Source organism: Acinetobacter sp. 197 (genome assembly GCF_048148385.1).
Classification (GTDB): domain Bacteria; phylum Pseudomonadota; class Gammaproteobacteria; order Pseudomonadales; family Moraxellaceae; genus Acinetobacter; species Acinetobacter pecorum.
Map to the genome: position 1 here is coordinate 1 of NZ_JAYWZK010000006.1, position 25068 is coordinate 25068.

Sequence of the window (25068 nt, forward strand, 5' to 3'; positions counted from 1 at the left end):
CAATGAAAATAATTTCGATCAATCAACCAGTAAAAATCCACACAAGTTGTTCTTCATAATCTCTTAATGATCTTCTTAAAACTTCGTCAGTTTTAAGCTCCAACCCAATTACTTAACGTTTCGTTTCATGCATTGTGTTGGTGTGCTGCGTATTCTATACAGTTTCAAAACAAGCGCAAGAGCTTTTCTTGAAAATATTCAGAAAAAACCATCGTACGTTTATTTTTTAACCTAAAACTCTATTTTTAACACTTTTTTTGAGTTTTTCTACCTATTTCAGCATGCAAATTTTAAGGAAATGTTAATTTTACTCTTCTGCCTTCATAAAAAAAGATCACCTAAGAGTGATCTTTTTGATTCTTGAAAGATTATTTAATTTGCCTGTTCAACAAGCCAAGTCATGAATTTTTGACGCTCAACTTTAGATGCTTTCTGCCATACCTGAATCAATTGCTGATCAAGCTGATTGCCTGTCATATTTTCCGCTATTTTCACATTTACAGTCTTCGGCGCTACCGTTACCTGAGTATAAACTGCTGCAGACTGATTGACGGGAGTCACAGCTTTACTAGTTAAATCTACAGACCTGGTTAAAATACTTTTTCCAAATAATGGCCTGGCTGTCTCTTTTGCTCCCATCTGCTGAACCAGCAGCTGATTTTTTGCATCATAAAGCCCAATAATCGGCTGGTCTTTATAATTTTTTGCTTCCTCAAAATCTTTAGGAGCGTTCATCAAAGTTAACCTATAAGTTTCACCCTCGATCAGCTCAGGTGTTTTTACAGTAACTACGCCAGATTTCAAGATGTCATGTGAATTATCTGAGTGCTGGAAAAATTCGTTATAACGTACGCTAATCGCATTTACCCCCGCATTCAAGGTATAAGCCTGATTTGAACGCAAGAAACCTGATTTTACCTCCTGATCATTTACGGCAACAATTTTTATTTCTTCAGGTACTGTAACGGTTACAGCTGAAAAAGCCGATGTACTAAATAAAAACACTGCTGCTGTTGCCGCAATACCTAAATCCATATCCATTACTCGTTATTGGTTGTTTATTAAAAATAAGCACTATCTGCCTTTTAAATGACAATCCAATGACAAAAGTTGAAAATAATACAGCCTGAACTTCTAGAATTTATTCAGCTAGATATATTAGATAGTAGGTAAACACAACTCCAATATATAAAAAAAGAAGCATTACTCTGCTTCTTTTAATCTGGTTTTTTTAATTAAAGCTGATTAGGTAAAGGTCTTGAATCGCTCCGCATCATCTATAAAGGTTTTCTCACCTGCAGGTGCTTCTATTGAACCAAATACTAGTTGAGCGCGAAGTTTCCAGGAAGGCGGTATATCGAAAGTTCGTGCGACCTCTTCATCAATAATTGGGTTGTAATGCTGTAACGAAGCACCAATATTTACTTCTGCCAAAGCAGTCCAGGTTGCAAACTGTGCAATCGCAGAAGAATGCTCTGACCAGACCGGAAAATTATCGGCATAGAGTGCGAACTGCTCCTGCATCGACTTCACTACATCCTGGTCTTCATAGAATAGCGCAGTACCGTAACCTGCAGCAAACGCATTGATCTTGTTATTGGTTGCCTCAAATGCATCTGCTGACACGAGGTCACGCAAAGTTTCGCGTACAATATGCCAGAAGGTATCATGTGATTGACCAAATAAAATGACCACACGTGAGGTTTGCGAATTAAAAGATGAAGGACTGAATTTCACTGCATCTTTAATAATTTGTTCGATTTCTGCCTGATCCAGTTTTACATTTTTTCCAATCGAATAAATGCTACGGCGTTTCTTCATCTGATCTAAAAATGTCATGAATTCACCTCTGTATACCTTGATTATTAATAAATCGATCAAGTCATACTACGTGTTTTAAGCACCCATAACAGGTGCATTTCGATAACATTGTGTTTCATTTATATAACGCTTGGATTTATATCTGAGTAGCAGGTATGGATCTGACTTCATCACAGCCACCATGCTATTCACTACCACTCTATTCACAGTGTTTTAATTCAATATTTTAAAACGGTACTGATCCAACTGTTGCAATTTTTCTTCTACCGTTTGCTCAATTGATCCAAAGCACAGCTGGGCACGCAACAACCAATTCTTGTCGATGTCAAAATGCTCAGCGACTTTTTCATCAATTAGGGGATTATAATGCTGCAAGGAGGCTCCCAAGCCAGAATCTGCCAATGTCGCCCATACAGCAAATTGTGCCATACCGGAAGTTTGTTCAGACCATGCTGAAAAATCTTCACTATTTAATGGCATTTTCTTTTGCAATTGTTGAATCACGGACTGATCTTCATAAAATAAAATCGTGCCATAGGCTTCAGCACACTGATTCAGTTTCAGCTCCACTCCTTCATAAATATGCTCTGGTACATGCTGGCGCTGAACCTGTTTCACAATTTCCCAGAATTGATGATGAGAATCTGCAAATAACACGGCAATGCGCGTACTTTGGGAATCGTAGGCGGAAGGACAACTGCGCACTGCTTCCTGAATGATTTCGCAAAGATAGGCCTGACTATAATGCACCCGTTTACCCAACGCATAAATACTACGGCGCTTTTTTAACTGATCAATAAAGGTCAGCTCCAGATCATCATTCAGTTTGTTTTTTTTTGAAAACTTAAAGTCCTTGGTTATATCGCTTGTTAATACCTGACCAATCTTATCTAGCAATGCCATTTTCTACCCCACAAAACCAAGCTAAAACAGCCTGAATAATCCCGTAGAATTATAATGGTTTTATTAAGCTAAATAACTTTGCTTAATTTTTTCAAGCTGCTTTTTAGAGCATTCAAACCCGCTAAAAACAACAAACTCCGCACTTGGCGAAGTTTGTGTGAACTATAACGCATTATTTATTTTTCAGTTTCAAACAATGCAGCGACAAATGACTTAGCGGAAAATGGACGCAAATCATCAATTTTTTCACCGACACCAATAAACCGGATCGGCACATGGGTACGACTGGCGATATTAAACAGCACACCACCTTTGGCAGTCCCATCCAGTTTGGTAATGGTCAAACCTGTCAAGCCGACTGCCTCATCAAACATTTCAACCTGATTAATGGCATTCTGGCCAGTACCGGCATCCACCACCAACATGACTTCATGCGGTGCAGTTGCATCAATTTTCTGCATGACACGTTTTACTTTGGTCAATTCCTGCATCAAATGACCTTTATTATGCAAACGACCCGCTGTATCTGCAATCAATACATCTACACCCTTGGCCCGGGCACTTTCAAAAGCATCGAAAATGACCGAAGCCGAGTCAGCACCATGACCTTGAGCCACGACTGCAATATTATTACGCTCACCCCAGATCTGTAGCTGTTCCGTTGCAGCTGCACGGAAAGTATCACCTGCTGCCAGCATAACAGTCTTGCCTTCACCTTGTAGGCGTTTGGCCAGTTTGCCAATCGTCGTGGTTTTACCGACACCATTTACACCCACCACCAGAATTACATAAGGTGATTTGTTTGGATCAATATGCAGCGGTTTTACCCGTGGTGCCAATAAAGCCACCAACTCTTCCTGAAGTGCTTTATAGAGTGAATGCGAATAGATCAAATCACCACGTGCCGTACGTTCAGTCAGGTTAGTAATAATGGTCTTGGTTGCATCGACACCAATATCAGCCACCAGAAGCTGTTCTTCAACTTCTTCTAATAATTCATCATCAATTTCTTTACCACCGATCAGGATATTGACCATCCCATCGGCAAGGTTCTTACGGGTTTTGGTTAAACCCTCTTTCATACGGCTAAAGAAGCCACCTTTTGCCGCAGAATCTTCATTTTCAGTTTCTGTGGTAACAGGTGCAGAAACTACAGCTGCTTCGCTTGGCGTTTCTACGATAGGCACATTGACCGCAGGTAAGCTCGGTAATGTGACATCATCATCTCCGATATCAGCATCAATCAAAAATTTGTTTTGCCCATTAGATTGCTGTTGCATGCCGAATCCTTGAAAAGCATTGCGTTAAAAACCCAGATTCTACCATAACTTGCCTGCTTTGCAGCTAGCAATACAATTGCTGGACAAACATACCAAAAAGCTACAGCTCTCGGTTGCTTTCAAGTACGCATTTATTAAAAATAACTCTAAATACAAATGCCTATTTTGGGAGATCTAGTGTTCACTACCTTTTTTACTGTCTCCTCTTTCTCTCAAATGATCCAACAGATGATCTATCCATTCGGTGCAGCGGTCTTGTTTAGCCTGAGCTTTAGCCCAGCTCAGGCACAAACCCGAAGTGAATTGTCACGGACTACTTTTGAAACCACGTTAAGTAACGGTTTAAAAGTCATAATTCGGGAAGACCATCGTGCGCCCATGGTAATGACACAAATCTGGTATAAAGTCGGCAGTAGTGATGAATCCGGGAATATTCTGGGAGTTTCACACGCACTTGAACATATGATGTTCAAAGGCACCCATAAAGTTCCAAATGATGAATTCACCCGTCTTAGCCGGATTTATGGCGGCAGTATCAATGCCGCTACCTTCACCAATTACACCAATTATTATCAGCTCTATCCTAAGGCCTATTTTCCTATGGCACTGGAACTTGAGTCTGACCGTATGAGCAATTTACTACTGCGGCAGCAGGACTTCGAGCCAGAAATTAAAGTCGTCATGGAAGAACGGCGCCAGCGCACAGATGACAATCCGCGGGCGCAAGCCTTTGAACGGTTTAAATGGATCAGTTATCCGACCAGTCACTACCGTCAGCCAGTGATTGGACATATGAAAACCCTAAATAATATTCAGTTGAATGATGTTAAAAAATGGTACCGGGACTGGTACAGCCCGAATAATGCTATTCTGGTAATTGTCGGAAATATCGAATCTGAAGCTGCTTTGGCACAGGTACAAAAATATTTTGCTGACATTCCCGCCCGCCCAACACCAGCACGCAATGATGTACTGGAGTTTGAGCGTTTGGGTTATCGACATATGGAGATCAACAGCAATGTTCAGGTGCCCAATCTTTATATGACCTGGAACGTAAAATCATTAACCACAGCTAAAAACCCGCAAGATGCCTATGCATTGAGTATTATTCGCAGTCTTTTGGACAGTGGGATTTCTTCCCGCCTGCAAGATCGCCTGATAAGAGATCGTAAAATTCTGACCTCTGTCAGCGTGTCTTATGATCCTTATAATCGTGGTGACAGCCTGTTTGGTATTTCAGCACTTCCTGTTTCAGGTGTTAGCCTGGCAGAAGCACAAGCTGCAATTCAGGATGAAATTGATTTACTAAAAACTGAATCTATTTCCGAGCGAGAACTGGAGCGCATCAGCACACGTTTTATTTCAAGTCTGATTTATAGTCAGGACGATCTGGCTGGACAGGCCAGAATGATTGGAAATCTGGAGGTCAATGGCTTGAGTTATCGCCTGATGGATGAGTTACCAAAACACTTTGAAAGCGTCAGTACTCAAGATATCCAGCGCGTCGCCAATGCCTATTTTGTCAGAGACAACCTCAGCACACTTTATCTCTCACCCGAACAAAACACCCAGTAACGGGGATTATAAATGCTTCAAGTTTATCCAATTTTGCTTATTTGTGTTTTAAGTTTGAGCACGGCTATTCATGCAGAAAACTATCTGGACCATCAGCCTGACCAAAATGATAATCCGAGTCAGTTACAGTCTATTCCTTTATTGCAAAGTCTTAAAAATATCAATCCGCAACGTGAATTTCAGGCCCCTTATATTCATGACCTGAATAATCGCTACAAGGTACGTACGCTATTTGTTGAAACTCAAGATCTTCCCATGGTAGATATCCAGCTGACCTTCAATGCCGGCTCGGCCCGCGACGAGGAAATTGCTAAAGGACTGTATGGTCTGTCAAATATGGCAGCCAAGCTGATGCGTGAAGGAACCGACAAATACAGCGCCAATCAGGTAGCGGCTGTTTTTGACCAAACGGGCGCACAATTCAGCGTACAAGCATATCGGGACATGTTCGTAATTCGTCTACGTACGCTCTCAGACCCCAAAAAATTAGAACCCGCCTTAGCAATGATGATGGAGGTTATAAAGAATGCTTCATTTAAACCGTCTAGCATCAATTTGGCCTTAAGTAATACCCAAGTGGGGCAAAAGCAACTACAGGAAAACCCCAGCCGGCTGATGGATATCCGTTTTTATCGCACCCTTTATGGTCAACATCCTTATGCAGAACCAGTCACTGGCACCCAAGGCAGTACCAAAAAAATTAACGCAGAATTATTAAAAAAATTTCGTGATCAATTTCTGGTGGCACAAAATATGAATATTGCCATTACCGGAAAACTTAGTCCTAAACAGGCACTCGAGCTGTCTGAACGAATTGCCGGTAATTTACCTCAAGGACAAAAAGCAGCGGCATTACCAACGCCTGAGATTAAATCTGGTTTTGAAGTAGTACATTTACCCTATAACTCGTCTCAGGCACATGTCATCTTTGGACATCTAGGACCGACCCGCTTTACTACGGATAAGCTGGCTTTAGAGATCGCTAATCGAATATTTGGGGGTGGTGGTTTTAATTCAGTACTCATGCAGGAGCTTCGGGTAAAACGAGGTTTTACCTACGGAGCTTATAGTTCATTCAGTTTTACTCAGTCGCCAGGAGTATTCAGCTTCAAATATGCTACACGTCAGGATCAACTGCTAGACAGCATCCAGGTCGCACATCGGGCATTTATCAACTTCGTTAGCCAACCCATTGATGGTCAGCGTCTGGAAGAAACCAAAGCGGGCATGCTGCGTGCCTTCCCTAACGTTTACAGCAGTAATGCCACTATCAATGCCCAGTTAGGCAATATGGGCTTTTATAGCGAGCAAAGTAATTATCTATCCGGTTATTCGGAACGTTTGGCTCAAATCACGGCTACAGATGTACAAAATGCCATACGCAAGCACTTCCATCCTGATCGCTTAACACTCATCATCGTCAGTAAAGAACTGGATAAAACTGCATTGGAAATGCGTTTAGAACAAAATTTGATTGATGCAAATTTTTACTTGCCCACTCGTCCTCTCCCTAGCGCATCTCCACAGAGACCGGTGGAAGCTGACGTGCCCGTAACGACTCCTGCTGATAAGCCTGCATCAATTTAAGATATTGCCCACGACGGATATGCTGCTGCTCTAACAGAGCGAGTGCCATATCCTGAGTTTGGGGAAGATTTTGCTGCTTAGACAATTGCTGAATTTGAGTAGCTTGCGACATGCTCAACGGACGGTATAAAGCAAATGCGGCTAAAAACAGGATCACCACAACAATAAAGATCACAACACTATTATAAATCTGTTCCAGATTAATTCTGCTGAAAAGTTGATTTAGTTTTTCTGAATCTATAGACATACACTACCTCAGGTTAAAGGTAGTGTATGATTGCCATTGCACAAGTTCAAGTCAGCACACCGAATATTCATAAGGACTGAAAATCTGCTTATGCCAAGCTTAATTCATTGCTTTGGTTAGAATTGTAGAATAGAGTACCGCCGCTACCACTGCCAGCACGAGTAGAATCGCAAATTTACTTAAACCTGCTTCTGCTTCAGGTGGATGCAAGCGGTCTTCATCTGCAATACGGACTAATTCGCCATTATAGAGTTTATAAAACTGCTCACGCTGGTTTTCGTCCAGCTCACGAGTAAAATCATATACTTCTTTACGCTGTGCCAGACCATATTCACCCAAATGGGTATATTTACTAAATATAGCAGCATCAAGCTTTTTGCGATGCAAATCTGCAAGCTCCATAATTTGCCCTGCAGTCGGCGGCATATCAAATTTCACACCATCTAAAGTTCTTGTCGTCATGGCTTTCTCCTTGTTGTTTGCTATCCATTTACAATGTAGCTTAATAATATTTATAGTTGTGTATAGTTTAATCAGTTAAACTATAACTGAAGTAAACAGACAAATTCGAATGGTTGACTTTTCCATTATTTTGTAATATTAGTTTAACAATACTAATTTATATTTGTATTTAGACTCATAAGTCTATCCTGAAATCACAATTAAAATTAAGGAGTTTATATATGATTCAACAATTCTCTCAGCATGATCTGGAACATCTGTATGCAGATGCCGTTAATACCATTCAATCACAAATGAACTTTGTCGATGCGGTAAAACAGCTGGAAGAAGCAGCTCGCGCCGGCCATGGTAAAGCAGCACTTTTTTTAGCAGAACTTTACTATCAGGGTTTCCGTGTAGAACGAGATTCACTCAAAGCCCAGTACTGGCAAAACATGGCCACGATGAAAGCATAAAAGAACGTCACCTAGGTGGCGTTCTTTTCAGCCATATTTTCAATAAACCGCAATCAATACATATTTTCTTACGATTACTTGCAAAGCTGAAACAGTAATTACTTATAAAGTTTCTAGAATAGGGGCTGTCATCCAATAGCACTTAATTCCAATGAAACCACGAACAATTATTCAAATTGATCCGATCTGCAAAGAATTTCTTCTGAAGATTACAATGCTGAAATCCATGATGAATTGTGGCGAGCTATGGGGCGCATATCATAAAGGTTGGGCAATGATGCGCGACCACGAAGACTGCATCTTTCCATTTTGGCTTAATCCACTCGATGCCCAAAATTACGCTCAACAACATTGGCCGCATTACATTCCACGTAAAATCAATTCTGAAGATTTTGAAAATGCGTTATTACCAACCTTATCACGACTGAATGTTACACCCGCCCTATGCAATACCAATGGCACCAGACTTAAACTAACTGCTGCACAAATGCGTCACCTATTTTTTTCGCAACAAAGACTGCACATTGCTTAAATAACATGCTATTTATAAAGAGTAAAACTTAAAAACCTAGAGATGTTCAGGTTGAATACATACTCAAGGATTAATAATAAATTGACCGATAAGGATGATTAAGCATGACCAATGTGGCACAGGTGCTCAGTGAAAAAATGCATCAAGCTATTTATACCATCCGTCCAGATTCTACAGTTTTAGAGGCCATCACCTTGATGGCCGAAAAAGGAATCGGGGCGCTGGTAGTCACCCATGAAGACAGCGTGGTGGGGATTTTGTCAGAACGGGATTACACCCGTAAGATTGCCCTGATGCAAAGAACCTCATTTGATACTACAGTCAATGAGATCATGACTTCTAAAGTGATTACCGTGACATCAGCCACTACGGTAGAAGACTGTTTATCGCTGATGACTGATCGTCACCTGCGTCACTTACCTGTGGTCGAACATGAAAAACTGATCGGTTTGATTTCAATTGGAGATTTGGTCAAAGCGGCTATGGAGGACCAACGCAAACTGATTGAGCAATTACAGCAATATATCTCAGGTTAAAATAATACTGCCTCTACTCCCCAACATAGAAAGACCATTTAAATATCCCAAAATTTAAAGAACACAAAGATAAACCATCATATTTGAGATATAAAAAATCCCGACACATGTACCGGGATTTTTTATATCAACATTTTGAATAAAATCAGTTTAAACCGAGTTTTTCTGCAACATAATCTGAGTCTTTATCACCACGACCCGATAGGTTAACCACAATTTTTGTATCCTTTGGCAGTTTCCCTGCTTCACGAATGGCCCAAGCCACCGCATGCGAACTTTCCAGTGCAGGCACAATGCCTTCTACGCGTGACAGTGTCATAAATGCATCCAGACATTCCTGATCGGTCGCAGTCGTATACTCGACCCGACCCAAATCTTTCAGCAAACTATGCTGTGGCCCCACACCTGGATAATCCAGACCAGAAGCAATTGAATGCACTGGCAATGGCTCGCCTTGTTCATCTTCCAGAACATAACAGGCCATACCATGTAACTGGCTCGGCTTACCTAGAGTTAAAGTAGCTGAATGCATATCGGTATCTAAACCATGACCTGCTGGCTCAACGCCAACCAGCTTCACATCCGGTTCATTTAAAAATGCAGTGAATGCGCCGACTGCATTAGAACCACCACCAACACAAGCAACGATATAATCAGGATTTGCACCAAAACGTTCATTGGTCTGAACTTTAATTTCATCGCCAATAATCGACTGAAAATCACGTACCATCATCGGGAATGGGTGCGGTCCAACCACTGAACCGATAGCATAGATGTAATTTTTCGGATCTTTCAAATATTCTTCAAAAGCGCTATCGACTGCATCTTTAAGCGTAGCTGTACCGCGAGTCACAGAAATCAGTTTGGCACCCAGAATTTTCATCTTGACGACGTTTGGATGTTCTTTTTCGATATCCACTTGCCCCATATGAATTTCACATGGGATACCCACCAAGGCACATGCAGTTGCCAAAGCAACACCATGCTGGCCGGCACCAGTTTCTGCGATGACTTTGGTCTTGCCCATATATTTGGCCAGTAAAGCTTCACCCAGACAGTGATTGATCTTGTGCGCGCCGGTATGATTCAGATCTTCACGTTTCAGATAAATCTGCGCCCCGCCAAGCTGTTCAGAAAGGCGTTTGGCATGAAATAGTGGACTTGGACGACCGACATAATGAGCAAACAGGTCTTTCAGTTCATTCTGAAATTCTTCAGTCTGATGAATTTCCTGATAGGCCACATTAATATCATCCATGGCCTGTTTCAGATCGGGTGGAATAAACTGACCGCCATATCGACCAAAAAAACCCTCTTCATTGGGTAATGCAATACCATTAATTTGATGAGTCATAATCATGCCTGAAATTTTAAATAAGAGATAATGAGTGACTTTATACTAGAATAATTTGTTTTAAATCACTAATAACTCTAACTAAAGTCACTTATAGATAAATGGAATTAACGCGCCAGATATTTGGTCATGTCTTCAATGCCTTTCAGTGTCATTGGAAACATATGATTTTCAAATATTTGCTGGATCAGACCAATGGTATGGGTGTAATGCCAGTATTTTTCTTCTTCCGGATTCAGCCAGGCAGTTTTATCAAAATGCTGACGCAGACGCTGTAACCAGACCTGTCCAGCTTCATCATTCATATATTCAACCGAACCACCGACAGAATTCAGCTCATACGGTGCCATACTGGCATCACCGACCACAATCACGCGGTAATCGCGGCCATAGGTATTGAACAAATCCCAGGTATTCATGCGTGAACTGGAACGACGGACATTATCTTTCCAGACATAGTCGTACAGACAGTTATGAAAATAAAAATATTCCAGGGTTTTGAATTCGGTTTTCGCAGCACTGAACAGCTTTTCACACTGGGCAATATGCGCATCCATCGAACCACCGACATCGAACAGCATTAAAACTTTAATACGGTTACGACGCTCGGGCACCAGTTGTACATCCAGAATACCCTGCTTGGCCGTTTCACGAATCGTACCATCAATATCCAGTTCTTCGGCTGCACCCTGACGGGCAAACTTACGCAAACGGCGCAATGCCATCTGCATCTGGCGGCTACCCAAAATCTGTTCATCATCCAGATTGCGGTATTGACGCTGCTCCCAGACTTTCACCGCAGAACGCTTACGTCCCGGCCCGCCAATACGCACACCTTCAGGATGATCGCCATAGGCACCAAAGGGTGAAGTACCACCGGTACCAATCATCTTGTTACCGCCCTGATGTTTTTTATGCTGTTCGCGCAGACGCTCTTCCAGCATTTTCATCAGTTCTTCTAGCGATCCGGCTTTTTTCAGCTCTTCGCGCTGCTCCGGGGTCAGATGCTTCTCGAGTAATTCGAGATCGAACCAGTCTTTGGGCAGCTTATGCACCTGATTTAGTAGTTCATCCAGATCAAAGGTCGCGATACCATCAAAATAGTCTTTCATGGCACGATCGAACTTGTCGAAATAGCGCTCGTCTTTGACCATGACGGTTTTGACCAGCTGATAGAACTCGTCCTGATCGGCAAACACCAGACCTGCAGCAACCGCCTGATTCAGGTCAATCAATTCGCGGGTCGATACCGGTACGCCGTATTTGCGTAAGGTATAAAACAGTCGCACAAACATGCGTGTTTCTCCCTTAACGACGTGACATAAATGCTAGACGTTCAAGCAACTGTACATCTTGCTCATTTTTAATCAAGGCGCCGTATAGAGGCGGAATTGCTTTGGATTTATCAGTATTGCGCAGAATATCTTCCGGCATATCATCTGCCATGAGCAGGCTGAGCCAGTCGATCAGTTCAGAAGTTGAAGGTGGTTTTTTTAAACCCGGAACTTTACGAAGTTGGAAGAATACCTGTAAGGCTTCATTCACCAATGTTGCAGAGATATTGGCAAAATGCACATCGATGATTTCACGCATAGTGGCTTCATCCGGGAATTCGATGTAATGGAAGAAGCAACGGCGCAGGAAAGCATCTGGCAATTCTTTTTCATTATTTGAGGTAATGATTACGATTGGACGCTGTGTTGCCGTAATGGTTTCGCCTGTCTCGTATACATAGAACGACATTTTATCAAGTTCATGCAGCAAGTCATTTGGAAACTCGATGTCTGCCTTGTCAATTTCATCAATCAGCAGGACACAGCGCTCTTCACTGGTAAAGGCTTCCCACAATTTGCCAGGCTTAATGTAGTTCTTGATGTCATAGACACGATCATCACCCAACTGACTATCGCGCAGGCGCGATACGGCATCGTATTCATACAGGCCTTGCTGTGCTTTGGTGGTGGATTTAATGTGCCAGGTGATCAATTTTAAACCCAGACTTTGTGCGACTTGCTCGGCCAGTAAAGTTTTACCTGTACCCGGCTCACCTTTGACCAGTAACGGTTTTTGCAAACTGCGTGCAGCTTTCACCGCAAGTTTTAAACTGTCAGTCGCAATGTACTGATCGGTACCTGAAAATTGTTGAATATCAGCAGACATGATTGAACCTTATTTTTTACTTACAGCGGTGAACTTTTCTCGTGAACACGAATATTGCTTTTGTTCGACACATAAGTCGACCAGCAATAGCCAATCACAGAACCGATCCCAATGACAAATAAAATAAGTGACGCATTAATCCAAACTAAAGGCTGCTCTTTGGTCAGCATCCCGAATAACAGCCCAAAAATCGCGGGTGCAATGGAAGCATTCGGTCCCTCAGACACAGTGGGTGTCAGCAAAACAGCGAAGGCCATAATCCACAAAAAACCACCCATAGGTTTAGGCAAGCGTTTGGTCACACCATACCAGCACCATAAAGCAATCAAGCTGCCGAGCAGGTAAACTGCCACGGCAATGCTCTGTTCAGGAATTGAGTCTAATACAGCGACATAACCATTCATTTCACAACTCCTGAATTAACATTAAGCACCACGAAGCCCTTCTGGCTCTACAGCATTCGGGTCAATTAAACCTTCGGGCGGCATTTGCAGAAAGAAACCGCGGGTTTCAATAGAATCCATCACATGCAGAACATTGGCACGTGCCAGTTTACGTGATTCGCTTAATTCAAGATGCATGACAAAAGTCGCACGCCCAAATGCTGCCTGTACCGCTTCAGTTAATACACTTAAAGGCTCGAATGTTTCAGCTTCGCTTTCATTCGCAGGACGCGCCACATACAGATACATTTCACTTTTTTTGCTGGATTTGTAGATAGACACTTGCATATTTCAAACGACTTTTCTGGAAAAACAACCGCAAGGATACATCAAAAAAAAGACAGAAACATTAGCCACGTCTCATGCATCAGTCGTGATTTTGTATAATTGCTTTTTCTTTAACCAATCCTGCAGCCAATCACTCGCTGACTTTCATCTGGGTAGACAGATAAGATTCATCCTGATGCAATACCTCAATCAGGGGCCGAGTTAATAACTCATAGCGCCATCCAAGCAGATAATCCGGCAGATCCTGTTCATCCTTGTGAAAGACTACATGCTGATACAGTGCATTCAACCATTTCTTGCGCATCAGCACTTCTTTGGGAATCGAGGTTTCATTGACCACATGTTGAATAATTGCATCAATTCTGTCGCCGATATCTCGGGAAGAGTGGCGGATTGGACGTGCCAGGCGTAAGGGCCATTCGGCCTGGTCAGGCAGGAATTTCAACAGATCTAAAATCGTTTTGCCATGTTCGCGTAAAATATTGCCCCGAATATCTTTAACATGGCTAAGCTGAAAATTATTGCGCGGAAACTTTTCGACCAGATCAATCATGCTCGAATTTTTCAGGATAAAACTGCGTGGCTGATTCAATGCTTTGGCAATCTGATCACGCCAGACCATCAATTGCTGCAATTGCATCAGTTGACGGCGTGAATGCCGGTAATTTCCAACATCCTGATACAACAAGGCCGTAGGTGTATCTTTACCAATTTCCTGTGTCAGGAAACGACAATCCTGTAAGGCAAAATCCAGCAGATCTTTCGCATCCAGCTCATGTTTGATTTTTTCCGACAGTTGTACCAGATAATGCACATCATTGGCCGCATACAGTAATTGGTCTGAGCTGAGTGGACGTGCCAGCCAGTCAGAACGGGTCTGGTCTTTTTCAATATCGACTTCCAGCATCTGCTTGAGTGCATTTTGATAGCTAACTTGCAAACCATGTCCCAGAAATGACATACCGATCTGGGTATCGAATACATTACTCAGCGATTTTTTCTGGGTATAGTGATAGATCAGGTCGATATCTTCACTACAGGCATGAAAAATATTTTGCTGTGCGTCAAAAATTTTATTAAGGAACTCAGTCAGATCCAGTGTGGTGCCATCCAGCAAATAAACCTGGTTGTCTACATTAATCTGGAACACACCCAGCTTAGGCCACAAGGTATCGACCTTGATAAACTCGGTATCCAACCCGTAAACTGAATTCTGGTCCATTAGTTTCAGTACAGGAGTTAAGTCGTGCTGGTGTTGAATAAATTGAAACATAAAGACTGAGTCTAAATTTAGATGCTCGATAAAACCATATTACCCCATATATAGAATTTATATATAAAAATATTATGCCTTACTTAAACTATTTGTTTCATTTTTCTCAGATAACTGCAGATAATAAGACACTAAAACTTCTTAATAATATATTTTTTATATTATATATCGAAAAAAGATAATTAATATTTTACTTAATTCGCATACGATTATGCACAGCCTGACTCAAAGTGTGACTATCGACATATTCCAGTTCTCCGCCTTGCGGTACACCTTGTGCGATACGGGTCATCTGGATTGGCAAATGTTTACTGGCTTCTACCAGATAATGTGCCGTGGCCTGCCCTTCAACTGTCGCATTGGTGGCCAGAATCACTTCTTTGACCCGCCCCTGACTCAAGCGTTGCAACAAATACGGAATACCAATTTCTTCCGGACCAATCCCGTCAAGTGGAGACAGATGTCCGCCCAATACATGATATTTACCACGAAAACTGCCGCTTTGTTCAATCGCCATCACATCTGCCGGAGATTCCACTACGCACAGCAGTTCATCATCACGATCAAGAGACGTACAGATATTGCAGACTTCATCTTCAGTAAGTGAATGACAGATCGAGCATTCATGAATGTGGTTGGTTGCCTCAGTCAAGGCATGTGCCAGACCTACTGCACCCTCACGATTTTTCATGATCAAGTGCAATGCCATGCGCTGAGCCGATTTCGGCCCCACGCTTGGCAATATGCGTAATGCTTGAACCAGTTGATCAAAACGATCACTAAACATTGCGCATTCTTCCTTAGAACATGCCAGCCAAGCCAGGTGGTAAACCCATGCCCGAATTTGCTGCTTTCATTCTTTCATCAGAAACCAGTTCTGCCTGACGCGCTGCATCATTCATTGCAGCTGCAATCAGGTCTTCAATCATGTCTGGATCATCCTGAAGTAATTCTGGATTGATTTCGATACGCTTTACTACATTACGGCAAGTCATGGTCACTTTCACCAGACCACCACCCGCTTCCGCATGCACTTCAGTTTGCGCCAGCTCTTCCTTGGCTTTTTTTACGTTATTTTCAACTTCTTTTTGCATACGCTGAGCTTGCTGCATCAACATGTTAATGTTCATAAATATCTCCGAACATAAATTTATAAAATTAAATAAGATCTAAACCGCGAGTAATATCACGAATAATATCACCAATCTCTTCCAAACCGACAGAAACGCGAATTAAACCTTCACGGATGCCTGCTGCTGCCTTGGCTTCTGGAGACAATTTGCCATGAGTCGTGGTTGCCGGATGAGTAATTGTTGATTTCACATCACCCAGGTTACCAGTAATTGAAATGAACTTGGTATTGTCAATTACTGTCCAGGCGCCTTCACGACCACCTTTCACTTCAAAAGACACAATACCACCAAAACCGGTTTGCTGTTTTGCTGCCAGTGCATGCCCAACATGCTCAGGCAAACCTGCGTAATACACTTTTTCAACTTTCGGATGCGCATTCAGAAATTCCGCCAGTTTTTGAGCACTGGCAGAATGTTCACGCATACGTAAGCGTAGCGTTTCCAAGCCTTTTAGGAACACCCAGGCATTGAACGGACTCATTGACGGGCCGGTAGTACGCACATAACCAAAGATTTCTTCCAGTAGCTTGTGATTACCTACGACTGCACCGCCTAATGCACGACCCTGACCATCAAGGTACTTCGTAGCTGAATATACAACGAGGTCAGCACCAAATTTGATTGGTTGTTGTAATACTGGGGTACAGAAGCTGTTATCAATGGCCAGCAAAGCATTATTGGCATGGGCAATATCTGCCAGGGCTTGAATGTCTGCCACTTCTGCCAGCGGATTGGATGGAGACTCTACAAAAAGTAATTTGGTTTCTGGCTTGATGGCATTTTTCCAGGCATCCAGATCAGTCAAGTCCACAAAATCAACTGCTACATCGAATTTAGCAACATATTTTTCAAATAAAGAAACAGTGGAACCAAATACTGCACGTGAACAGATTACATGATCACCTGCTTTCAAAAATGCCATTGATACTGCCATAATCGCTGCCATACCTGAACTGGTGGCAACGGCGCGCTCTGCACCTTCTAAAGCAGCCAGACGCTTTTCAAACATGGTAACGGTTGGGTTAGTAAAGCGAGAGTAGATATTACCCGGCTCTTGGCCTGAAAATTTTGCGGCAGCTTCTGCGGCATTTTCATAAACAAATGACGATGTTAGAAAAATCGGTTCGCCATGTTCACCCTCAAAGCTACGGGTGTGACCAGTACGGATGGCTAAAGTTTCTAATTGGTAGTTAATATCGTCTTGCTGGCTCATCACTTTACTTCAGCCCTAAGGCTGCCTTTTGTAAAAAATTGCCAACATTTTGAGCGCCTAAGCTATTTCAGGTCAAGGCATAATAAGCGATTATTGCTTAGACTTCGATCAATCCTTCCGCGGATACGGATATTTTATTTACATGATTCAGTTAAAACAAAATTTTCAGCGTCAGCAAAAAAAATTGAAACACCTCAAGACCCGGGTGTTTAATGCCTCCTCACTGATTCTGTCGCAAAAAACCCCTTTTGAATATATTGCTGGCACCCAGTTTTACAAAATCCGATATTACGCCTCACCCGACAAAAAATATAAGGAACCATTGGTCTTTATTGCTCCCCTGGCCGTTAATATGGATATCTATGACCTGTATCCCTATCGTTCACTGGTCAAGCATTTTCAGCATAGCGGTTTTGATGTCTATCTGGTGGAGTGGAAACGTTTTGACTTTAAGCATCGTCATCTGAACTTTTTATCTTTTATCGATTCTGCTATTCCCCAGTCTATTGAAACGATCTGCAATCATTCAGGTAGTCAGCTGATTTCCCTGCATGGCTGGAGTATGGCAGGCGTATTTGTCATGCTTTATACTGCCTTACATTCGCCTGAACATGTCAAGAATCTGATCGTAGTCGGCAGTCCGATTGACAGCTACGCTTCAGGACGTGTCGGCAAACTGTTTTCTACAACCAATAAACTGATTTCTAAAAATAAAAATCTAAAACAGGCCATTCATCAAGGGTTGATTCCGAAACAGTATATTCATACACCGGGTATTTTAAATGCCTTGGGCTTTAAGTTACTTGACCCGATTGGCTGGTTCAAAAGCCAAAAGCGGTTTTTGCTAAATCTTGATCGTGCCGAAGATGTCTATGAACACGCAACTATGGGAAATTTCCTGAATAAAATGATCGATTATCCAGGTGGGATTAATCAGGACATGATGCTGCATTTGTGGCTACAAAATCCATTAAAGCAGGGTTCTATTACTTTGAATGGTCGTACCATTGAGCTCAAGAATATTAGCTGCTCCCTTTTGGTAGGTGCAGGTCAAACTGACCAGATTGTGACAGAATCATCCGCCAGACCATTGCTGGATTTGACAAGTAGCCAGGATAAGACGTTTACTCTGATTCCAGGCGGTCATCTCGGCCTGATGTCCAATCAGAAAACAGCCAATACATTCTGGCCAAAAATGACGACCTGGCTGGTGCAACGCTCAAAACGTCTCGACGCTTAAAGCAGATTTAAGTACCAGTAAAAATATTCAAACTTATCAATATATTTATACATATGCAGAGGGTACAGCATGATTCAGTCAGTCGCATTTATCGGCTTAGGTGCAATGGGTTATCGTATGGCAGCACATTTACCCAAGCATTTTGATACGGTCTATGTCTGGAACCGTACTTTCAACAAGGCAGAAGAGCATGCTGCTGAATATGGCACCCAGGCTGTTAGCCTTGAACAGGCTGTTCAGGCAGATGTGATTTTTTCCTGCCTGCCAACCAGTACCGATGTAGAGCAACTTCTGGAAGATTTACCGCTTAAATCCGGCTCAGTCTGGGTCGACTGTACCAGTGGCGTACCGGATTCAGCGCAAAAACTGGCAGTACAACTGGCTGAACGTGGGGTGATTTTTCTGGATGCACCTGTCAGTGGCCAGACCATTGGTGCTGAAAATGGTACTTTAACTGTGATGGTGGGTGGCAATGTACAGGGTTATGAACATGCTCTCCCTGCGATGCGGGCTTTTGGCAAACTGATCAAGCATGTGGGTGAATCTGGTGCGGGTTTTGCTGTGAAGGCGGTAAATAATATGTTAATGGCTGTAAACCTGTGTGCCGTTGCTGAGGGCTTTACTACCCTGAAAGCACATGGAGTAAATCTGCATGAAGCACTAGATTGCATTAATGCTTCAAGTGGGAAAAGCATGGTGACCGAAACCGTATTGCCACAGCGGATTTTAAATCGAAGTTTTCCTGTAACCTTTGCCCTGCCACTTCTGGCCAAAGACACCGGGATTGCAATCGATCTCGCCCGCGAAGCCAAACTTTCTGCACCTGTGTTATCTTTAACCCAGAACCTGATTCAGGCAGCTAGCGATCTATCGGATAAAAACAGTGATTTTTCCAGTGCTGTAAAAATGTATGAATCATGGAGTAATATTACCATTGAGTAATATCTCGCCATTGAATAATGATAACGAAACCTCATATTGTGACTGTTAAGCAGGTACAAATAGTGGATAACCCAGAGGAAACTCTCATGAAGAAATTTTCTGTTGCGGCATTGATTGGCTTTGCAACTTTGTTCGGGGCTTCAACATCGGTTCTTGCATCTGAACAAGAGTGCAAAAAATTAAAAAATGATCACGACGTAATTTACGCGTCTAAAGGTTTCTGTTTCAAAGATCCTGAAGCAAAAGCCAAGTTCGGTAATGATAATTGTTATACAACCAAGCCAAAATTCTCGGAAAAAGAGCAACAACGTCTTGACGCGATCAAAGAACGTCAGAAAGAATTGAACTGTAAATAATTCAGTTTAATGACGCTCAAGGAATGTACTTATGACTTATGATGATCAGAATATTTTTGCACGAATTCTACGCGGTGAACTTCCTGCGATAAAAGTGTATGAAGATGACCAAGTTCTTGCATTTATGGACATCATGCCTCAGGCAGACGGTCATACACTGGTAGTTCCGAAGACTCCTGCAATCACTTTACTGGATTTGCCACCTGAAGCGGCTGCTTATACGATTCAGATCGTACAGAAAGTTGCAAAAGCCATTGAAAAAGGTTTAGGGGTAGATGGCATCGTACTGATGCAGTTATCTGGCGCTGCAGCGGGTCAGACGGTACCGCATATACATTTTCATCTGGTGCCAACCTCTTTACACAATCTTGGCAAACATGCTGTGCAGATGGGCGATCAGGAAAAAATCAAAGCCTTGGCCGAGAAAATCAAAGCTGCCCTTTAAGAAATTCTTAACATCCAAAAATGGAGCTTCGGCTCCATTTTTTTCGCCCTCATCGTGCATTTTAATTTACGCTTTAGAAAAGCTGATAAAAAATACCAAGACAAAATTTTGAATAGTAATAATTTTTTAGAACACAAATTCGCCCACACCCAATATTTTTACAAAACGAAACATTTAATAGATTTGAAATATTTCCTTAATCTTACTGTCTTATTTGTAATTAATACTTAGCACCAATACAGGACGGTAGCAAAATTTAACAAAGCTACCACAACACCTTTGTTAGGACCAAAAAAGTCTTATTGGAGCTACACATGAAAAAAACTCTTTGCGCATTAGCAGTTGGGGCAACAATTTTAACACCGGTCATGGCAGCTGCTGCTGATGTTAAAGTGTATGGTCGTGCACACGTTTCTTTAGATTATCTGGATGATGGCCAGGATTATAACGAAGTAGGTCTTTCTTCAAACTCTTCACGCCTAGGCTTTAAAGCTGAACAAAAACTAGAAAATGGTATGACCGTATTTGGTCAAATCGAACAGGAAATTAACTTTGCAAGTGGTTCTGCAAATGATGATGTTGAATTTGCAACTCGCGATACTTTTGTTGGTTTAAAAGGTGATTTTGGTCAAGCGCGTATCGGCCGTTTTGACAGCCCATTCAAAGTAGCACGTGGCCCGGTCAACTTCTTTGGTGATATGGTCGGTGATGTTCGTAACGTCACACGTGCTGGCAACTTGCGTTTTGATGAACGTAATAACAATACCATTGAATATAAATCACCTAAGTTTGGCGGTGGCTTTAATGTTTTAGCAGCACTTTCTTTACACGAAGGTAATAGCCCTGATAGCGTATCAACGTCTTCACCAAAAACTACTGTAATTGAAACTGTGAATGGTCCAGTAACAGTAGTCGTACCGGGAACCACAACTACTACTAATAAAGATAATCGCGATGATAAAGCATACGATCTCGCTTTAACCTATAAAGAAGGCAAAGTTGATTTTGCTGCTGCCTATGAACATTATGAAGAAGATGCAGGTCGTGGCGAACGCGATGGTTTCCGTATTGCTGGTGCTTACAAAATCACACCTGAATTCAACTTGGGTGGTTTATACCAATTCCTTCAACACGATAATTCTGAAGCAAACCCAGATGCACAAGTATTTGGTGTAGCCGGTGAATATAAATTTGCACCAAAAACCTCATTCCGTGGTGAAGTATTCCACCGCGATGTCGATGCGGACGATGCAAATGCAACTTTACTGGCAATCGGACTTGAGCACCGTTTAGATCCAACAGTCCGCATTTATGGCAACATAGCAACTGTACTAAATGATGAAAACTCAAACCTTACCCCTTGGGCACAAGGTCGTACCAATACTGTAGGTGGCGTACGCGGTGAAGACAGCCTAGGTCTTTCTCTAGGCATGCGTTACGACTTCTAAGTCCAGCCTCCCTCACAAAGCTTAAAAAGAACATGCCTCCAGCATGTTCTTTCTTTTGCGTGTTTTTTATCAAAATAAATAAGATGAGAAAGATTGTGACACTGATATTCAACCCTTATAAAACCAACCAATTTAGTTTGATTAATTTTATTCTTTATTTTAAAACCAAGCATTTTAATCAGATTTAAAAATAGGAGAATATTATTACAACCAAAATAATCTACATTAAAATATATAAATATAAGCATTTTAGTCGGATTTAAAAACCAATAAAATTACATAAAAAAATATTTAGAATAAATTTTAACTCATATAAATATATATTTATTATTTTCAAATACTTATAAATATATATTTATTTAAACTGTATCGTCTATTTATTTTTTAGTTACAATAGATTAATAATATACAACAAGTCATATAACAGGCTTAGTCGAATGAGCTTAGTTCCCAAAAATCTAAACCAGAGAGTGGTTAGAGAAATAACCGCCATTTTAATTATCAAGGTTATTTTACTAATGATAATTAAAAATATCTGGTTTGATGCGCCTACGATTCCTAAAAATTTTGATAACCAAGTCGCCGAGCGTATCGCCGGCAATCCTTCCCAAATCCAGGAGACACGTTGATGATTTCTGAAAGCGTGGTCGATCTCTCGCGGTTCCAGTTCGCCATGACCGCGATGTATCACTTTATTTTTGTTCCACTGACGCTAGGTCTGGCATTTCTGCTTGCCATTATGGAAACCACCTATGTGATTTCCGGCAAAGAAATCTATAAAGACATGACCAAGTTCTGGGGAAAACTGTTTGGTATTAACTTTGCCTTAGGGGTAACCACCGGCCTGACCATGGAGTTCCAGTTCGGAACCAACTGGGCGTATTACTCGCATTATGTCGGTGATATTTTCGGTGCACCGCTGGCGATTGAAGGTTTGATGGCCTTCTTCCTTGAATCGACGTTTATTGGCTTGTTCTTCTTTGGTTGGGATCGTCTTTCCAAAGTGCAACATCTGGCCGTAACCTGGCTGGTAGCTTTAGGCTCGAACATGTCCGCACTCTGGATTCTGGTCGCCAATGGCTGGATGCAAAACCCGGTCGGTTCGGCATTTAACTATGAAACCATGCGCATGGAAATGGTGGACTTTGCTGCACTGATCTTTAACCCGGTCGCTCAGGTTAAATTTGTGCATACCGTATCTGCGGGTTATGTCACAGGTGCCATCTTCGTACTGGCTATTTCAAGTTACTACATGCTGAAAAAACGTGACCTGCCTTTTGCACGCCGTTCTTTTGCCATTGCAGCTATCTTTGGGCTTGCTTCTACACTTTCAGTGATTTTACTGGGTGATGAATCAGGTTATGAGTTGGGCGATGTACAAAAAACCAAACTGGCAGCAATTGAAGCCGAATGGGATACCCATCCTGCACCTGCATCATTTACTTTGTTCGGTATCCCGAATAAGGAAACCATGACTACAGATTATGCAGTGAAAATTCCTTATGTGATGGGTCTGATTGCCACACGTTCTACTACAGAACAAGTCACAGGTATTAAGGACCTGCTGGTTCAGCATGAAGCACGTATCCGTAATGGTATGGTGGCCTATTCACAACTGGAAAAATTACGTGCTGGTGATCAGTCTCCAGAACTGAAAACCGCTTTTGAAGAAAGTCAAAAAGACTTAGGCTACGGTCTGCTTCTGAAAAAATACACGTCAAATGTTGTTGATGCCTCTGATGAGCAAATCAAAGCTGCTGCTAAAGATACCATTCCACACGTACCAAGCCTGTTCTGGGCCTTCCGTGCGATGGTAGCTTCCGGCTTCCTGATGCTGCTTTTATTTGCACTGGCAACTTTTGCGGTAGCAAAACGTAATGCTGAAAACAAACCATGGTTATTGAAATTTGCTTTATTTGCACTGCCTTTACCTTGGGTTGCTGCGCAAACTGGCTGGTATGTAGCAGAAGTAGGTCGTCAACCATGGACTATTGGTGAGGTATTACCGACGCATCTTTCAGCATCAAGCTTAAGCACAGGTGATGTCTGGGGTTCAATCCTTGCATTGGCAGCATTCTATACCGTGTTACTGATTATCGAGATGTATCTGATGATCAAGTTCTCACGTCTTGGCCCAAGCTCACTGCATACTGGTAAATACCATTTTGAAAAGCTTGCAGCTGCAGAAAAGTCAAATGGGGAGACTCAAGCATGATCGAATATGAATTATTAAAAATCATTTGGTGGGTGCTGGTCGGCGTATTGCTGATTGGCTTTGCCCTCACCGACGGCTTCGATATGGGCTCCATGGCGATCATGCCATTTGTGGGCAAAAATGATAGCGAGCGCCGTGCAGCGATCAATACCATTGCGCCGCACTGGGACGGTAATCAGGTCTGGTTTATTACTGCCGGCGGTGCGTTATTCGCTGCCTGGCCAATGGTCTATGCAACTGCCTTCTCCGGCATGTACTGGGCCCTGCTACTGGTCCTGTTTGCCCTGTTTCTGCGTCCGGTTGGCTTTGACTATCGCTCAAAGCTGGAAAATACCAAATGGCGCAATTCATGGGACTGGGGTCTAGCCATTGGCGGTGCAGTACCTGCCTTGGTTTTCGGTGTGGCATTCGGCAACATGTTCCTCGGTGTACCATTTACTTTAGATGAAACTGTACGTTCTACTTATACTGGTAGCTTCTTTGCCCTGCTTAATCCGTTTGCAATTGTCTGTGGTCTGGTCAGCTTATCGATGCTGTGTGCACATGGTGGTGCATGGTTAATGCTGCGTACAGATGGTGACCTACGTCAGCGTTCTGCCAAAGCAACACAAATCATGGGTCTGGTTTATCTGGTTACCTTCCTGGCTGCAGGCGCTTGGCTGTACTTTGGTGGTATTCAAGGCTATACCCTAGTTACACCTTTTGATACCAATGGTGTTGCTAATCCGCTCGCAAAAGAAGTATTGACCAATGCCAATCCAGGCTGGATGAACAACTATTCGACTTATCCAATCACGATGGCAGCGCCTATTGCCGGAATTTTGGGTGGCTTGATCATTGTCTTGGCAGCAGGTAAAAACAAAGCAGGCTTGAGCTTCCTAGGTTCATCTCTGGCTGTCATCGGTGCCATCCTGACTGCCGGTTTTGCCCTGTTCCCTTTCCTGATGCCTTCAAGCATTAACCCGGTTGCAAGTCTGACTATGTGGGATGCGGTATCTAGTAAAAATACCTTAACCGTTATGACCGTTGCTGCCTGTATCTTTGTTCCACTGATCCTCATCTATACCACCTGGTGTTATTACAAGATGTGGGGCGTGATTACCAACAAACACATTGAAGATAATTCACATAGCCTGTACTAAGGCTATGTCTTAAGGAGA

General features: G+C 42.3%; 28 protein-coding genes. 13 read left to right on the forward strand and 15 right to left on the reverse strand.

Annotation, left to right across the window (positions count from 1 at the left end):
* Positions 1-372: 372 nt before the first annotated feature.
* The 4 genes from VXQ11_RS07265 to ftsY form a co-directional block, all read right to left on the reverse strand.
* Complete coding sequence (locus VXQ11_RS07265) at positions 373-1035, reverse strand: DUF2057 domain-containing protein (RefSeq protein ID WP_064102653.1); 663 nt, start codon at positions 1033-1035, stop codon at positions 373-375.
* Between the two features lie 210 nt (positions 1036-1245).
* Positions 1246-1839, reverse strand: a complete 594-nt coding sequence (locus VXQ11_RS07270) for a nitroreductase family protein (RefSeq protein ID WP_144725500.1) — start codon at positions 1837-1839, stop codon at positions 1246-1248.
* Positions 1840-2034: 195 nt separating this feature from the next.
* The gene (locus VXQ11_RS07275) at positions 2035-2724 is read right to left on the reverse strand and encodes a nitroreductase family protein (RefSeq protein ID WP_191730611.1); all 690 of its coding nucleotides are present in this window, start codon (positions 2722-2724) and stop codon (positions 2035-2037) included.
* A 176-nt stretch (positions 2725-2900) separates the two neighbouring features.
* On the reverse strand, positions 2901-4004 hold the full coding sequence (gene ftsY / locus VXQ11_RS07280) for a signal recognition particle-docking protein FtsY (protein ID WP_064095325.1): 1104 nt from the start codon (positions 4002-4004) through the stop codon (positions 2901-2903).
* A gap of 177 nt (positions 4005-4181) precedes the next feature.
* Between ftsY and VXQ11_RS07285 the strand changes: the two genes are divergently transcribed.
* Together VXQ11_RS07285 and VXQ11_RS07290 are read left to right on the forward strand one after the other, a co-directional pair.
* Positions 4182-5579: a M16 family metallopeptidase gene (locus tag VXQ11_RS07285; RefSeq protein ID WP_416705745.1), complete on the forward strand. Its 1398-nt coding sequence runs from the start codon at positions 4182-4184 to the stop codon at positions 5577-5579.
* A 12-nt stretch (positions 5580-5591) separates the two neighbouring features.
* The gene (locus tag VXQ11_RS07290; protein ID WP_416705746.1) at positions 5592-7166 is read left to right on the forward strand and encodes a M16 family metallopeptidase; all 1575 of its coding nucleotides are present in this window, start codon (positions 5592-5594) and stop codon (positions 7164-7166) included.
* Here VXQ11_RS07290 and VXQ11_RS07295 read toward each other — a convergent pair.
* Together VXQ11_RS07295 and VXQ11_RS07300 are read right to left on the reverse strand one after the other, a co-directional pair.
* A complete protein-coding gene (locus VXQ11_RS07295) occupies positions 7090-7413 on the reverse strand; it encodes a hypothetical protein (RefSeq protein WP_416705747.1) in 324 nt (107 codons plus the stop codon). The genes VXQ11_RS07290 and VXQ11_RS07295 overlap by 77 nt on opposite strands.
* Positions 7414-7512: 99 nt before the next feature.
* Positions 7513-7875 (reverse strand): hypothetical protein, encoded by a 363-nt coding sequence (locus VXQ11_RS07300; protein WP_064095323.1) that lies wholly within the window; start codon positions 7873-7875, stop codon positions 7513-7515.
* Between the two features lie 221 nt (positions 7876-8096).
* Between VXQ11_RS07300 and VXQ11_RS07305 the strand changes: the two genes are divergently transcribed.
* From VXQ11_RS07305 to VXQ11_RS07315, 3 genes are all read left to right on the forward strand, one after another.
* Positions 8097-8330, forward strand: coding sequence for a hypothetical protein (locus VXQ11_RS07305; protein ID WP_064095322.1), 234 nt, complete (start codon positions 8097-8099; stop codon positions 8328-8330).
* 151 nt (positions 8331-8481) lie between these two features.
* Entirely contained in the window at positions 8482-8862 is a 381-nt protein-coding gene (locus VXQ11_RS07310; RefSeq protein ID WP_064095321.1) for a DUF2750 domain-containing protein, read from the forward strand.
* A 104-nt stretch (positions 8863-8966) separates the two neighbouring features.
* Positions 8967-9398 carry a CBS domain-containing protein gene (locus VXQ11_RS07315; RefSeq protein ID WP_064095320.1) on the forward strand — a complete coding sequence of 144 codons (432 nt, stop codon included), beginning with the start codon at positions 8967-8969 and terminating at the stop codon, positions 9396-9398.
* Positions 9399-9543: 145 nt separating this feature from the next.
* Here VXQ11_RS07315 and trpB read toward each other — a convergent pair whose 3' ends face one another.
* The 9 genes from trpB to VXQ11_RS07360 all read right to left on the reverse strand — a co-directional run bounded on the left by trpB (position 9544) and on the right by VXQ11_RS07360 (position 17262).
* Positions 9544-10752: a tryptophan synthase subunit beta gene (gene trpB / locus VXQ11_RS07320; protein ID WP_416705748.1), complete on the reverse strand. Its 1209-nt coding sequence runs from the start codon at positions 10750-10752 to the stop codon at positions 9544-9546.
* 107 nt (positions 10753-10859) lie between these two features.
* Positions 10860-12047, reverse strand: coding sequence for a vWA domain-containing protein (locus tag VXQ11_RS07325; RefSeq protein WP_064095318.1), 1188 nt, complete (start codon positions 12045-12047; stop codon positions 10860-10862).
* Positions 12048-12060: 13 nt separating this feature from the next.
* Positions 12061-12912 carry an AAA family ATPase gene (locus VXQ11_RS07330; protein ID WP_064102657.1) on the reverse strand — a complete coding sequence of 284 codons (852 nt, stop codon included), beginning with the start codon at positions 12910-12912 and terminating at the stop codon, positions 12061-12063.
* A 20-nt stretch (positions 12913-12932) separates the two neighbouring features.
* Positions 12933-13316, reverse strand: a complete 384-nt coding sequence (locus VXQ11_RS07335) for a hypothetical protein (protein ID WP_064102658.1) — start codon at positions 13314-13316, stop codon at positions 12933-12935.
* Positions 13317-13337: 21 nt separating this feature from the next.
* Positions 13338-13643 carry a YcgL domain-containing protein gene (locus VXQ11_RS07340; RefSeq protein ID WP_064095315.1) on the reverse strand — a complete coding sequence of 102 codons (306 nt, stop codon included), beginning with the start codon at positions 13641-13643 and terminating at the stop codon, positions 13338-13340.
* Positions 13644-13773: 130 nt separating this feature from the next.
* Positions 13774-14916 (reverse strand): ribonuclease D, encoded by a 1143-nt coding sequence (locus VXQ11_RS07345; protein WP_064095314.1) that lies wholly within the window; start codon positions 14914-14916, stop codon positions 13774-13776.
* A 190-nt stretch (positions 14917-15106) separates the two neighbouring features.
* Entirely contained in the window at positions 15107-15703 is a 597-nt protein-coding gene (gene recR, locus VXQ11_RS07350; protein ID WP_064095313.1) for a recombination mediator RecR, read from the reverse strand.
* Between the two features lie 13 nt (positions 15704-15716).
* On the reverse strand, positions 15717-16046 hold the full coding sequence (locus tag VXQ11_RS07355; RefSeq protein ID WP_004731251.1) for a YbaB/EbfC family nucleoid-associated protein: 330 nt from the start codon (positions 16044-16046) through the stop codon (positions 15717-15719).
* A 28-nt stretch (positions 16047-16074) separates the two neighbouring features.
* A complete protein-coding gene (locus VXQ11_RS07360) occupies positions 16075-17262 on the reverse strand; it encodes an O-succinylhomoserine sulfhydrylase (RefSeq protein ID WP_416680514.1) in 1188 nt (395 codons plus the stop codon).
* Positions 17263-17404: 142 nt separating this feature from the next.
* Here VXQ11_RS07360 and VXQ11_RS07365 point away from each other — a divergent pair, with 142 nt between their 5' ends.
* The 8 genes from VXQ11_RS07365 to cydB all read left to right on the forward strand — a co-directional run bounded on the left by VXQ11_RS07365 (position 17405) and on the right by cydB (position 25050).
* Entirely contained in the window at positions 17405-18502 is a 1098-nt protein-coding gene (locus VXQ11_RS07365; RefSeq protein WP_416705749.1) for an alpha/beta fold hydrolase, read from the forward strand.
* A gap of 69 nt (positions 18503-18571) precedes the next feature.
* Positions 18572-19444 (forward strand): NAD(P)-dependent oxidoreductase, encoded by an 873-nt coding sequence (locus VXQ11_RS07370; RefSeq protein WP_064095310.1) that lies wholly within the window; start codon positions 18572-18574, stop codon positions 19442-19444.
* 86 nt (positions 19445-19530) lie between these two features.
* Positions 19531-19800 (forward strand): YARHG domain-containing protein, encoded by a 270-nt coding sequence (locus tag VXQ11_RS07375; RefSeq protein ID WP_064095309.1) that lies wholly within the window; start codon positions 19531-19533, stop codon positions 19798-19800.
* A 31-nt stretch (positions 19801-19831) separates the two neighbouring features.
* On the forward strand, positions 19832-20245 hold the full coding sequence (locus tag VXQ11_RS07380; RefSeq protein ID WP_064095308.1) for an HIT family protein: 414 nt from the start codon (positions 19832-19834) through the stop codon (positions 20243-20245).
* 314 nt (positions 20246-20559) lie between these two features.
* Positions 20560-21693 carry a porin gene (locus tag VXQ11_RS07385; RefSeq protein ID WP_348904301.1) on the forward strand — a complete coding sequence of 378 codons (1134 nt, stop codon included), beginning with the start codon at positions 20560-20562 and terminating at the stop codon, positions 21691-21693.
* Positions 21694-22130: 437 nt separating this feature from the next.
* Positions 22131-22322 carry a cytochrome oxidase putative small subunit CydP gene (gene cydP / locus VXQ11_RS07390; protein ID WP_004645265.1) on the forward strand — a complete coding sequence of 64 codons (192 nt, stop codon included), beginning with the start codon at positions 22131-22133 and terminating at the stop codon, positions 22320-22322.
* Positions 22322-23908: a cytochrome ubiquinol oxidase subunit I gene (locus VXQ11_RS07395; protein ID WP_416705801.1), complete on the forward strand. Its 1587-nt coding sequence runs from the start codon at positions 22322-22324 to the stop codon at positions 23906-23908. Before cydP ends, VXQ11_RS07395 begins: the two co-directional genes overlap by 1 nt.
* Complete coding sequence (gene cydB / locus VXQ11_RS07400; RefSeq protein ID WP_004645267.1) at positions 23905-25050, forward strand: cytochrome d ubiquinol oxidase subunit II; 1146 nt, start codon at positions 23905-23907, stop codon at positions 25048-25050. Before VXQ11_RS07395 ends, cydB begins: the two co-directional genes overlap by 4 nt.
* The last annotated feature ends 18 nt before the right edge of the window (positions 25051-25068 follow it).